The organism is Chromatiales bacterium, assembly GCA_024234935.1.
Lineage (GTDB): Bacteria > Pseudomonadota > Gammaproteobacteria > Steroidobacterales.
The window spans coordinates 1-12,320 of record JACKNI010000004.1 but is presented as its reverse complement, the minus strand read 5'-3'; the positions used below and the strand labels follow the sequence as shown (position 1 = coordinate 12,320).

9 protein-coding genes and 1 pseudogene are annotated in these 12,320 nt (G+C 62.8%); 5 read left to right on the top strand and 5 right to left on the bottom strand.

The window, feature by feature from the left end:
* Positions 1-113 precede the first annotated feature (113 nt).
* Positions 114-1,595: a TonB family protein gene (locus H6979_09805; GenBank protein MCP5140138.1), complete on the top strand. Its 1,482-nt coding sequence runs from the start codon at positions 114-116 to the stop codon at positions 1,593-1,595.
* Between the two features lie 110 nt (positions 1,596-1,705).
* The gene (locus H6979_09800; protein ID MCP5140137.1) at positions 1,706-2,287 is read left to right on the top strand and encodes a hypothetical protein; all 582 of its coding nucleotides are present in this window, start codon (positions 1,706-1,708) and stop codon (positions 2,285-2,287) included.
* Positions 2,288-2,357: 70 nt separating this feature from the next.
* On the opposite strand, the gene H6979_09795 is transcribed toward H6979_09800, so the two are convergent.
* Positions 2,358-3,158: an SDR family oxidoreductase gene (locus H6979_09795; GenBank protein MCP5140136.1), complete on the bottom strand. Its 801-nt coding sequence runs from the start codon at positions 3,156-3,158 to the stop codon at positions 2,358-2,360.
* A 153-nt stretch (positions 3,159-3,311) separates the two neighbouring features.
* Between H6979_09795 and H6979_09790 the strand changes: the two genes are divergently transcribed.
* The 3 genes from H6979_09790 (at position 3,312) to H6979_09780 (ending at position 9,423) form a co-directional block, all read left to right on the top strand.
* Positions 3,312-5,966, top strand: a complete 2,655-nt coding sequence (locus H6979_09790; protein MCP5140135.1) for a glycosyltransferase — start codon at positions 3,312-3,314, stop codon at positions 5,964-5,966.
* 170 nt (positions 5,967-6,136) lie between these two features.
* Entirely contained in the window at positions 6,137-8,167 is a 2,031-nt protein-coding gene (locus tag H6979_09785; protein ID MCP5140134.1) for a pyrroloquinoline quinone-dependent dehydrogenase, read from the top strand.
* Between the two features lie 29 nt (positions 8,168-8,196).
* A complete protein-coding gene (locus H6979_09780) occupies positions 8,197-9,423 on the top strand; it encodes an MFS transporter (protein MCP5140133.1) in 1,227 nt (408 codons plus the stop codon).
* On the opposite strand, the gene H6979_09775 is transcribed toward H6979_09780, so the two are convergent.
* From H6979_09775 to H6979_09760, 4 genes and pseudogenes are all read right to left on the bottom strand, one after another.
* Positions 9,383-10,078 (bottom strand): hypothetical protein, encoded by a 696-nt coding sequence (locus H6979_09775; protein ID MCP5140132.1) that lies wholly within the window; start codon positions 10,076-10,078, stop codon positions 9,383-9,385. The genes H6979_09780 and H6979_09775 overlap by 41 nt on opposite strands.
* 21 nt (positions 10,079-10,099) lie before the next feature.
* Positions 10,100-10,678, bottom strand: a complete 579-nt coding sequence (locus tag H6979_09770) for a hypothetical protein (GenBank protein MCP5140131.1) — start codon at positions 10,676-10,678, stop codon at positions 10,100-10,102.
* 157 nt (positions 10,679-10,835) lie between these two features.
* Positions 10,836-10,928: pseudogene (locus H6979_09765) on the bottom strand (VPLPA-CTERM sorting domain-containing protein).
* Positions 10,929-11,667: 739 nt separating this feature from the next.
* The coding region (locus tag H6979_09760; protein ID MCP5140130.1) for a hypothetical protein at positions 11,668-12,320 on the bottom strand (653 nt) is incomplete at its 5' end.

The following is a 12,320-nucleotide window of genomic DNA, read 5'->3' as shown; positions in this document are numbered from 1 at the left end:
CACTGAAACGTGACGCGTTGCGAGGCGAGTTCGCCCTGCGGTTGCTAGATTTGCCTCATCTGGCCCCGTACCGGCAGTCAGGGCGCGCAGCGCCTGCGAGGCACCAGCGGTTCATGTCACCAGACCATGCATCTGCCCGGCAGTGGGCATCCAGCCTTGCTCCCGACGCTCCGGTCGCAGATCCGCAGCTGCGTGGGTCGGGGACGCCACACTCAGCCGGTTCCGAACCGGCTGAATGCGCCTCGCTCGCGCAAATTCTCGACACCCGCAACCATCGTCCCATGCTGCGCCTGCAGGCGCTGCAGATCATCGAAGGCGTCTGCCGCAGCCTGGACCACACGCACCGCAACGGTTCCGCACATGGCGACATACAGCCGGCAAAAATACTCGTCACCGCCGAGGGACATGTCCGGCTGATCGATCACGGCACCACGCCCACGCCTGCCTATGCCAGCTGCGAGGTACTGGAGGGAGAGACGCCCGCGGCAGCTGATGACCTGTTTTCCGCCGCTTGCACCGGCTACCAGTTGCTCGCCGGTGAGCCAGCCTTCGGTGGCCGTACCGCCCTGCAGGCGGAAGCGGCCGGGCAACGTCCGGTACGGATTCCGAACCTGTCACCCGGGCAGTGGCGTGCGCTCGACCGGGCGCTCGCATTCCGGCGAGCGGAACGCCAGCCGGATGTCGAGACCTTCCTCAACGAGTTGCGCAGCCAATACCCCGGACAGGCGGAAGTCGAGGCGACTGCCTCTGTACCGGCCCTGCCGATTGCACACCAGGCAGAAAATCGAAGCCTGCGGCGACCGGTGCTGGCGGCTGGCGTCGCGGGCATCGTTGTCATCAGCATTGCGATCGGCTGGTGGTGGTTGCGCGCACCCGAAGTGCCCGCCAGCGCTGCGCCAACTGTTTCAGCAACCGGGCCCGGCACTGGCGGGCTCATCATCCGCGGCGAAGAAAGCGCGCCTGTAACCTCAGTCGCGCCACCTTCATTGACAGCAGACACGCCAACGGCACCGACGACAGCACCGCTTTCGGTTCCAGTCGCGCGGCCAGATGCGGCCTCGTCTCCCCGGCCGCAAGCCGTGCCCCCTGGTCCCGCACCAGCCGCGGTCCGCGCAGAACCAGAGCCTGCTGCAACCACAGGGGCGGCGGTCAGTACAAAGCCGGATCTGCCGCGCGCCATCGTCGGACCGCCCAGACCGGTTGCACCGCCGACGCCCTTGATCGCGCCCCGACCGGTCGCGCCTGCCCTGCCCCTGCCGGCCGCACCAGCGATTGCCCTGGGCGCGACGCCTGCCGCAGACACGAACAGGGATGTGGTGCCCTTCTCCAGTCTGAAACTGCGCCATTACGTCGAACCCGACTACCCGCGTAACCGGCAGGGCGTACGTATCGCCGGATGGGTGGATGTGCGCTTTGGCGTCGACGAGGCAGGTCGTACCACCGAACTGCAGGTCACGGCTGCCGAGCCGGCGGGCCTGTTTGAAGATGCCGCGCTCTCCGCGGTACGCCGCTGGCGCTTCGCACCGGTTGAACCGCCGGCCGGCTCGGACCAGAAAGTACGCAGCGAGATCCGCGTTCGTTTTACGCCTGACTGAGCGTAACCGCGCGGCCAGGCAGGCTCGCTATACATAACATCTCTTGTCCGTTTTCGTGGCCAGGAATAATCTAATGCCGTCTTTCCTGGTCGAGGAACAAGAAGGTCAATATGTGTGGGCGATCACTCAAGAAGAACCTTGTGTTGCTGCTGGCCGCTGCCTGTCTCGGAGGAGCCCTGCCAGCCGGGGCATCGGTCATCCTGTCGGGCACGATCTCCAACAACAACCAGATCGTCGGTCCCAACGATCCGGTTACCCTGACGCTGAACTTCGCGAACGTGGGCGATGAACCTTTCGCCGTGGACCTGGCGACGGCCTCAATCGGTTTCGCGAATCCCCGACCACCCGACTACTACACCTTCTCGTTCCCCGACTTGAGCGTGCTGGACTTCGCAGCCGGTAGCGCCCTTGCTGTTGGCAGCTCTGTTGGTCTTGACGTGACCTACCTGCCGGTCTCCGGAGGAGCGCCGGCCCAGGCGTATACCAGCACTTTCACCTTCAACTGGAGCTGGAACGACGGGGCGGATGAGCTGCAGCTGGTATTCGACGGCTACAACGACCCGCCGAATGGTGGTGCGTGGACCGTGCAGGCGGCAACGGTGCCCTTGCCGGCCACTTTCCCCTCACTGCTCGCCGGTCTGGCCGGGCTGGCGTGCGTGGGTCGCAGGGGCAAGCGGCAGCGGCAGCGGTAGCACGCTTCAGCGCCCGCCGCCGCAGCGAGATCCGCGTTCGTTTTACGCCTGACTGAGCGTAACCGCGCGGCTAGAGACCAAGCGGGCCGAAGACATCGCGCCGGCGAAAGATGCTCATGAAGAAGCGCCGGCGCACTTTGCCGTTACTCAGCCAGCGGACCGCCGCGCCATTCTTGCCGTGCTTGGCAAGCATCCCGGCAACCAGATATGGCGTGACGGTCTCAACCGTGTCAGCGAGGATATTGAGGATCTTCTTCGACCGCTCCCAGTCCTTGTTGCGTCGCTCGGGCGGCGGTACCAGAAGGTCGGTCACGACGATACCGGGACTCAGATAGCCAACGCTGACCGGCGACTTGCCGAGCTCCTTCACCAGTGCCTTGGTGAGGTAGGCAACCGCATACTTGGATGTCCCGTATACCGAAAGCGTCGGCCGCACCGAACCATTGCTGCCAAAGCCCTCCATATTCCAGATCGTGCCGCTGCCCTGCTGGTACATGGCGGGAATCGCCACCCGGTTGCAGTTCATCAGTCCGATGACATTGGTGTTGATGGTCTTGACGTAGTCGTCCGGCGGCAACATGAAGAACGGCACCTTGATGCCGTCCCGGCCGGCGTTGTTGACCCAGATATCCACGCTGCCCAGGCCGGCGACCGCCGCATCCCAGAGTCCCTTGACCTGGGCGTAGTCGGCAACATCACAGACCTTGCCGACCAGTTTCCGGCCCGAAAACTCCGCCCGCAAACCGGCCAATGCCTTTTCGACTGCTGCGGAGCCGCGACTGGAAACCACGACGTCGTGACCCAGTTTCAGGAACTCCCTGGCCAGTCCCAGGCCGATACCCTTGGTACTGCCGGTAATCACCACGTTCATGCGAAGCCACCTCGGGAATCCGGGAAAAACCGATTGTGCCCGTGCGGTAGCAGTCATGCACCTGGCCAGTACCGTGGCGCCCGTCCACGGAGTAGAATCCGCGTCGGCAAAACCCGATAGCTTCCGACTCCGGTAGCGGACAGAAACACACCCATGCGAATTCCAGCCCTGCTGATTGCGGCCGTCTTTGGCGCTGTAACCGTGACCCTGTGGGGGCTGGCCAACCAGCCGGTGCCCGAACCGGAGTGGCCGACACGTATCCAGGGCTTCGCCTTTTCCCCCTACCACGCCGACCAGGACGCGGTAGCCGGCGACTTTCCCAGCGTCAAACAGATCGAAGACGACCTGGTACTGCTCAAGGACCGTACACGGTCCATCCGCACCTATACGACTGACGGCACGATCGGCGAAGTACCTGCGCTTGCACAGAAGCACCAGATCAAGGTTGCGCTGGGTGCCTGGATCGACGCGCGCTTTGCGCACAATGCGACCGAGATCGAGCGGGCGATCCGGCTCGCCCGCCGTCACGACAACATCATCCGCCTGATCGTCGGCAACGAGGTCATTCTGCGTGGCGACCTTCCGCTCTCGGCGCTCACCGCCTACCTGGACCGCGTGCGCACAGCGGTGAAACAACCGGTCAGCACCGCTGAACCCTGGCATGTGTGGCTGCGGCACCCGGAACTTGCCGAACACGTCGACTATCTTGCCGTACACATGCTGCCCTACTGGGAAGGCATATCGGCGGAAGATTCCATCGCCTATATCGACGACAAGGTTGCGGAACTCGAAAAAGCCTTCCCTGGCAAGAAGATCGTCCTCGCCGAGGTCGGCTGGCCGAGCAATGGCCGCACACGCGAAGCGGCTGTCGCCTCCGACGCCAATGAAGCGATGTTCCTGCGCCGCTTTCTGGCCCGCGCAAAACAGCAAGGCTACGTCTATTACCTGATGGAAGCCTTCGACCAGCCCTGGAAAGCGCAGAGCGAGGGCTCCGTCGGCGCCTACTGGGGCGTCTGGAATGTGGACCGCGACACCAAGTTTCCCTTCAAGGCACCCATCGTGCGCATCCCGGAATGGCGCACGCTCGCTGCCGTGGCGGTGGCGCTGGCCTTGCTCATGCTGACGGTCTTTTCACTCGACGGGCGCAGGCTCGCCAATTCAGGGCGCAGCTTCCTGGCCGTGGTCGCCTACGCAACGGCGACCACCCTGGTCTGGGTACTCTACGAGTACTCACAGCAGTACATGACGGTCAAGACGGTGCTGGTCGGCGTGGTGCTGTTCATCGGGACTATCGGCGTACTCGCCGTACTGCTGGCCGAAGCGCATGAATGGGCCGAAGCACAATGGGCTACGGCCCGACGACAGCTGCCCCGACCGGCCGATGATCCCTCCAGCGACGTACATGACCAGCCGAAAGTCTCGGTGCATGTGCCCTGCCATAACGAGCCGCCGGCGATGGTCATCGAAACCCTCGACGCGCTGGCCAACCTCGACTGGACGGACTTCGAAGTCCTGGTCATCGACAACAACACCCGCGACGAAGCAGTCTGGAAACCCGTCGAAGCCCACTGCGCTGCGCTCGGCCCACGCTTCCGGTTTTTTCATGTGTCTCCGCTGGCCGGCTTCAAGGCCGGAGCACTCAACTTCGCACTGAAAAATACCGACCCGGCCGCGCAGGTCATCGCCGTCATCGACAGTGACTATGTGGTGCGGCCGGAGTGGCTGCGCGACATGCTGCCTGCCTTCGCCGACCCGAAACTGGCCATCGCGCAGGCCCCGCAGGATTACCGCGATGCCGCCGAGAACGCTTTCAAGGCCAGTTGCTACGCCGAGTACGCGGGTTTCTTCCACATCGGCATGGTCACGCGCAATGAACGCAACGCCATCATCCAGCACGGCACAATGACGCTGGTACGTCGCACGGCGCTCGAGTCTGCGGGCGGCTGGAGCGAGTGGTGCATTACCGAAGACGCGGAACTCGGCCTGCGCCTGTTCGAGCAGGGCTGGAGCGCAACCTACAGCCCGCGCTCCTATGGCCGTGGCCTGATGCCGGACACCTTCAACGACTTCCGCAAACAGCGTTTCCGTTGGGCCTATGGCGCGATGCAGATCCTGCGCCGCCATGCCGGCGTACTGTTTCGCTGGCAAGACCGGTCGCTCACCGCTGGTCAGCGCTATCACTTCCTGGCCGGCTGGCTGCCCTGGATGGCGGATGGCCTGAACCTGCTGTTCAACATTGCGGCACTCGGCTGGTCGATCGGCATGATCCTGGCGCCGACCGTGGTCGATCCGCCGCTGCTGATCTTCTCGGTACTGCCCCTGTCGCTGTTCGCCTTCAAGGCAGCAAAACTGATCGACCTGTACCGCAGCTGCGTGGGCGCCCGCCCGCGCCAGATTGCAGCCGCCGCACTGGCCGGGCTCGGCCTGTCGCATACCGTCGGCGTGGCGATACTCTCGGGACTGATTACCAGCGACAAGCCCTTCTTCCGCACACCCAAGCAGGCCAAACGGCACGCCGTACTTGCGGCCTTGTCCTCGGCGCGCGAAGAATGGCTGATAACCATCGCCCTGCTGCTTGCCGCCTGGGGCGCCAGCACCATCGATCTGATGGGCAGCCCGGACCTGTCGGTCTGGATTCTGGTACTCCTGGTGCAGACGGTGCCGTATCTGGCGGCAATCATCATGTCGCTGGTCAGTGCCCTGCCGCTGCCGGCCAGGCTGATCGGTATGCCGAAGCCCACCCGCTACCAGGTACCCGCTGCCGATGGCGAATACGCCAGCGCTGCGAGCCGGCCCGGAAACAGCTGATTCATTCAGCTCCAGAAACCTGCCGGATCACTGGTCGCACTCAAGGCATCAATACGCCTTGCGTCCGACCAGTGGCGCAGTACGCAAGGAATGCCCCCCATTTCGACTAGGCGCGACGGCGCGTGGCCGCTACCATCGTTGTTCGCAACACTGCCATCCGGAATCGGTCCATGATTTCTGTCCTTCGTCTGCTGTCCGTCATCGGGCTACTGGCTGTCGCAAGCGCCGGGCAAGCCGAGCAGTGGCTGTACTACGGTGGCGACGCCGGTGGCCAGAAATACTCGCCGCTCAACCAGATCAACACGGCCAACGTCGGTCAGCTGGAAGTCGCCTGGCAATACAGTACGGGTGAACTCAGCCGTCGCCCCGAACTGCAGAGCAAGTGGGCCAAGGTGCAGGTCAATCCGATCCTGCTGCCTGCAGCAGCCGGCGGACACCTGATGATCTGCACACCGTTTGGCCGGGTGATCGCCCTCGATCCGGCCACCGGCAAGGAACGCTGGGCCCATGAACCCCATACACGGGTCGGCGGCTATGGCACCCCCGAAGATCCGGAAGGGCTCAAGAGCCCCGGCTTCACCAACTGTCGCGGTGTCGCTTACTGGGCAGATCGCAGCGAAACGCCGCCCGCTTTCTGCGGCCAGCGCATCTTCGTTGCCACGCACGATCTGCGCCTCATCGCGCTGGATGCACCCAGCGGCAAACCCTGTCCGGACTTCGGCAATGGCGGCACGGTTGCACTGGAAGCCGAAGTCCTCGCCGCGCACCCGCCGGCGGCCATCGGCGAAGTGAAGTTTTCCGGCCCGCCGCTGGTCATCAATGATGTGGTCGTACTTGGCACCTCGGTGCGCGATTTCTATCGCGCCGATGCACCGAATGGATCCGTACGCGCGTTCGATGCGCGCAGCGGTGCGCCGCGCTGGAGCTTCGACCCGGTGCCGCGTAGCGCAGAGGATCCGGCCTATGGCGGCTGGACCGAATCCGGTGCGCGCGATACTGGCGCCGGCAACGTCTGGGGGCTGATGAGCGCCGACGTTGAGCGCGATCTCGTGTTCATGCCCACCTCCAGTCCTTCGCCGGATTTCTACGGCGGTACCCGGCCCGGCGACAATCGCTACGCCGATTCGATCGTGGCGCTGCATGGCGCCACCGGCCAGGTCGCCTGGTATTTCCAGACCGTGCATCACGATGTCTGGGACTACGACAACGCGGCTCAACCGACGCTGGTCGAACTCAGCAAGGACGGCAAGCCCTTCCCGGCCGTGATCCAGGCCACCAAGACCGGCATGCTGTACATCTTCAACCGGGAAACCGGCGAACCGTTCTTCCCGATCGAAGAGCGCCCCGTACCCCAGGGCGGCGTGCCGGGCGAAGTGCTCTCGCCCACCCAGCCCTTTCCGGTCAAACCGCCACCGCTCGTGCCTCACGAGTTCAAGGCAGAGGATTTCTGGGGCATGACGCCCTGGGAACGCAATGCCTGTGTGAAGGCCTATGGCAAGACCCGTTACGGAAAAATCTTCACGCCGCCGTCTGCCGAGGGCACGATCATGGTGCCGTCCAGCGCCGGCGGCGTGAACTGGGGTGGCGTCGCAGTCGATCCGCAATCGAAGATCCTCGTCACCAACGTGTTGCGCCTCGCCCACTTCGCGCAACTGCTGCCTGCGGCGAAGGCCGAGGAAGTCCGCAAGAGCATGCAGGAAAACATGATGGGTGCGCCCGCCCGGATACTCGGTACGCCGTGGGCCATAAAACAGTCGGCTCTGCTGTCGCCTCTGAACCAGGTGCCCTGTACGGCACCGCCCTACGCCGAACTGGTGGCCGTCGATCTGCAGCAGGGCGAGATTCTCTGGCGCGGCACACTCGGCGTCTGGGACCACACCCTGCCGCCGCCGATGGCTGCGCCGTATTCGCTGCCGCTGCCGCTGAAGTGGGGCACGCCGACTTTCGGCGGTCCGATGCTGACGGCCGGCGGCCTGGTCTTCATCGGCGCCACCGGTGACGATCGCCTGCGCGCCTTTGATCTCCGCAACGGCAAGGAACTCTGGAATGCCACCCTGCCGACCGGCGCATTTGCCGTACCCATGAGTTACGAGATCGACGGCCGGCAATTCGTGGTCGTCGCTTCCGGCGGCCACGCCTTTGTCTATCAGAAAGCGGGCGACCAGATCACGGCCTTCGCACTGCCCAAAGCGCAGCCCTAAATACACTCAAGCACATTCAGGACGAATACATGACGGATACACCAGGGGCGGGCCCGCTGAAGGCCAGGTTACTGCTTGGCTTTGGCGTGATGCTGTTCGCCATCGGGCAATCGCTGACCTTCGTGATCATCGCGCCGCTGGTGCGCCGGGTCGGCTGGGATCCGCAGAGTTTCGGTATCGCGCTCACACTCGCCAACCTGCCGCTGGTCTTCGGCGCGCCATTCTGGGGAAAACGCAGTGACAAGATCGGCCGCAAACCGGTATTCATCACCGGCGTGCTGGGTGCCGCAAGCGGTACGCTGATCGTTGCCATCATCCTGCAGCTCGGCCTCAGTGGCGTGATGACCGGCATGAGCCTGCTGATACTGTTTGCCTGCGCGCGCGCCTGCTACGGACTTGTGGCCTCGGCGATCTACCCGGCTTCGACTGCCTACATGGTGGATATCACCGACGTGCAGCACCGCGGCCAGGGCATGGCGGTGATCGGCGGTGCCAATGGACTCGGCTCGGTGCTCGGTCCGGTGCTCGCAGCAGCGCTGGCCTGGCTCGGTGAACTGGTGCCGATGTATACCGCCGCACTGATCGGCTTTTTCGGCGCCACGTTCAGCTACATCATGCTGCCGGAAACCAATCGCCACATCAGCACGACGCCGCGCGTTGCGCTCAAACTGTCCGACCCGCGCCTGCGACCCTTCATCATCATCTGGTTCTGCTTCTTCATCACCTTCATGGGGCTGCAACTGATCCTCAGCTTCTACCTGCAGGACGAGTTCGGCATTCACGACGCCAAGGAACTGGTGCGCACGGCGAGCACCATGCTGGTCAGCATGGCGACGATGATCGTGGTGATGCAGGTGGGTGTATTCCAGTTCTTCAAGATAAAGCCCCATGTACTGCTGCGGGTCATGGGCCCGCTGTTCGTCCTCGCGCTGCTCATCATCCTGGCGGCACCAAACCCCATCGTCATGGCGTTCGGCTTCGCCACGCTCGGCCTCGCATTTGCCTGCGCCAACCCGGGCGTAAATGGCAGTGCCAGCCTGCAGTTGCAGCCCTGGGAACAGGGTGCGGCGGCAGGATTTCTCGGCGCCGGCACGACCTTCGGAGCGATTCTCGGGCCGCTGGTGGGTACGCAGATCTACACGCAGCTCGGCCATCATGCGCCCATGATCATCGGCGCGGTGGTGATGGGCCTCGTCAGCCTCTATACGCTGACCATCAAGCCGCCTGAACGGGCAAAGCCGCCCGCCGCAGCATGAGAAATGCCAGCCAGCCGGACCAGATCAGCACGGTCTGCAGATAGATCGGGATGAAAGTCAGGCCCATGATCAGGCCCGTGAAACCGGACAGATAACCGAACCAGCAGAAAGCCTTCGGCAACATGCCGGTCCTGAGACCGCAGTAGCTCAGCTGCCAGGCAAACCAGCCCAGCCCGACCTGGGCGAGGCAGTTGAAGATGATGCGCACGATGCTCAAGGACAGATAAGCCGCGTCTGCAAGCTCCGGATTCCGGGCGGACAGGAGCTTCACCGCCGCGCTGCCGGCCTGGTCCGTGATAGCCGTCAGCAAAAACCCTGCACCCGCAACAATGCCGGCGCCTGGCAGCAGGTGCACCGCGGTGCGCTTCGAATCGCGAAACAGTTGCCGGGCGGACATCCCCAGCACCACGCAGGCGAAGCCGCTCAGCAGATGCCCGAACCCCGACAGCCGCCAGGGCAGCGAACCCAGCGCATTCTTGAGTTTGGCGAGATCTGCGTAATCAACGCGCGGATCCCTGAAGCCGAGAAAATTCGGCTCGATATACAGCGCATTGATGTTGTGGACGAGAAAGGCCGCGCAAATCACCAGCGCGGCCAGCCCCATCAGGGTGGCGGGTTGGTACTCGGGTGTCTTGCCGGCGGAAACCACCGGCAAGATATACCACGAGTCGCGCGATCAGCGGCGAACGAAACGCCGCGTCACGAGGCCGGCGAGGCCGGTCACGAGGAGCCAGATGCCGGCGGGAGCGGGAACGACATTGATCTGGGCACCCGGCAAGGCCACGCTCTGCAACTGGCTGCTGGTGCTGTAGAAGTTGCCATATGCCGAGTTGATGGCCATGCTGATGGTGCCAACACCAAGGCTCAACAGGTTGACTGTCAGATCACCCAGCTTGTTGACCCCGCCCAGCCCGGCAAAATTGCCAAAGTGGATTTCATAGTCGTTATCGGCATCCACGGTGCCGTGACCGGTAAAGAACGGATCAGCTGTTGTCGTGAAATAGCTGGTGGGCGTAAACGTGCCCATGGAAATCCCGCCCTGGAAGTCCAGGTCGACACCACCACCAACGGTCTGCTCGCCGGCACCCGAGAAGTCCATATACAGCTCAAGCGTCACGGAACCACTCGACAGCGATGCGCTTTGACTGGCCGGCGTCAGATACACCGAAGCAGCTTCGCTGGCCGACATCGACAGTCCGGCCAACACGGCGACGGCAAGCGCGGCTTTCAGACTATTCTGATTTACGTTTTTCATAACCAGACACTTCCCCCACAAAATCTGTCTCAAGTGGCTGCGAACCCACTCATCAAGGCAGCTTTTATACCATTAACCATGTCACAGGCCGGCCACCTGACATAAGACCGGAGAAAGACCCCGTCCCCAGTGGAGTCTTTCTCCGTTATCCGGCTGCTCAGACCGCAGAACGGCGACGCGCTGCGCCCATCAGACCCAGCGCCGAACCGAACAACCAGACCGCTGCCGGAACCGGAACGACATTGATCTGGGCACCGGACAGGCTCACATTCTGCAACTGGCTGCTGGTGCTGTAGAAGTCACCATATGCCGTGTTGATGGCCATGCTGATCGTGCCAACTCCAAGGCCTAACAGGTTGACTGTCAGATCACCCAGCTTGTTGACGCCGCTCAGCCCGGCAAAATTACCGAAGTGGACCTCGTAATCGTTATCGGCATCCACGGTGCCGTGACCGCTGAAGAAGGGATCAGCTGTCGTCGTGAAGTAGCTGGTGGGCGTAAACGTGCCCATGGAAATTGCTCCCTGGAAATCCAGGTCGATGCCACCGCCAACGGTCTGCTCACCGGCACCCGAGAAGTCCATATACAGCTCAAGCGTCGCGGAACCGCTCGACAGCGATGCGCTTTGACTGGCCGGCGTCAGATACACCGAAGCAGCATGGCTGGCCGACATCGACAGGCCACTCAGAACGGCGACGGCAAGGATGCTCTGCAGATTTTTTTCAATGCGATTTTTCATGGTCAGTAACTCCCCTACAGGTTGTGGAAACACATCGTCTGCAAAGACGATAAATCCCTGGTGGCCAGTGCAGATCGTGCCCGCACCAGACGGATCGATGACCCAGAAATTCCCCTGTTCTTTTCACTGATGGAGATCTGACTGCGCCATTGCAGCATTTCTATACCATCAGGCGTTTGCTGTGCCGGATAGCCGACATAAGCACGGATAAAACCCTACACAAGGCTGGCTATCCGGCACTGTCAGTTGATCAGGGCACCAGAGCAGAAGGCCCCGGCGGCTTGCCGAACAGCACCTTGAAGCGGGCAAGATCGGCGAAGTTGACCACGCCGATGCTATCAAGATTGGTATTGGCATCAGTGCTGCCAAACTTCAAGCGGAACTCGGCCAGATCAGCAAAGTTCACCCGACCATCGTTATTGAAATCGGCATCGCACCAGTTACCGAAGCCGTCAGCGTCGGTATCCTGCTGGCCGGGGTTGGCGGCGCCGAGGCAATTGTCGCTGTTGTCGTCAACGCCATCGCCATCAGTATCACCGTAGACGGTGACGCGAACGATTGAAGTGTCGACGTCCCCATCGCCATCGGCGAGGCTCAGCGTACAGCTGTCCTTGCCCGTATAACCCGCAGCAGGGGTAAAAATCACACCGGATGTCCCGTTGCCCGGCGAGACAGCACAACTGCCATGCGCACCGTTGCTAGTGACCGCCATGGTGTGCTGTGCCGCTGAGCCATTACCCAACGTGATCGTTGGCAAGAACGGCGCAGAGGGCATATTGAGATTGGTGGTGAGCGCGCCGTCGGCGATGACGGGTACTGCATCCGCAATAGTCACCGTGACCACACCGGAATCGGTTTCGCCGTCCAGGTCGGTAACCGTATAGCTGAAGCTATCGGCACCGA

Excerpts from the sequence above, each read along its gene's own strand:
- H6979_09805 (MCP5140138.1), top strand. The coding sequence starts at position 114 with ATGTCACCAGACCATGCATCTGCCCGGCAGTGGGCATCCAGCCTTGCT.
- H6979_09800 (MCP5140137.1), top strand. The coding sequence starts at position 1,706 with ATGTGTGGGCGATCACTCAAGAAGAACCTTGTGTTGCTGCTGGCCGCT.
- H6979_09795 (MCP5140136.1), bottom strand. The coding sequence starts at position 3,158 with ATGAACGTGGTGATTACCGGCAGTACCAAGGGTATCGGCCTGGGACTG.
- H6979_09790 (MCP5140135.1), top strand. The coding sequence starts at position 3,312 with ATGCGAATTCCAGCCCTGCTGATTGCGGCCGTCTTTGGCGCTGTAACC.
- H6979_09785 (MCP5140134.1), top strand. The coding sequence starts at position 6,137 with ATGATTTCTGTCCTTCGTCTGCTGTCCGTCATCGGGCTACTGGCTGTC.
- H6979_09780 (MCP5140133.1), top strand. The coding sequence starts at position 8,197 with ATGACGGATACACCAGGGGCGGGCCCGCTGAAGGCCAGGTTACTGCTT.
- H6979_09770 (MCP5140131.1), bottom strand. The coding sequence starts at position 10,678 with ATGAAAAACGTAAATCAGAATAGTCTGAAAGCCGCGCTTGCCGTCGCC.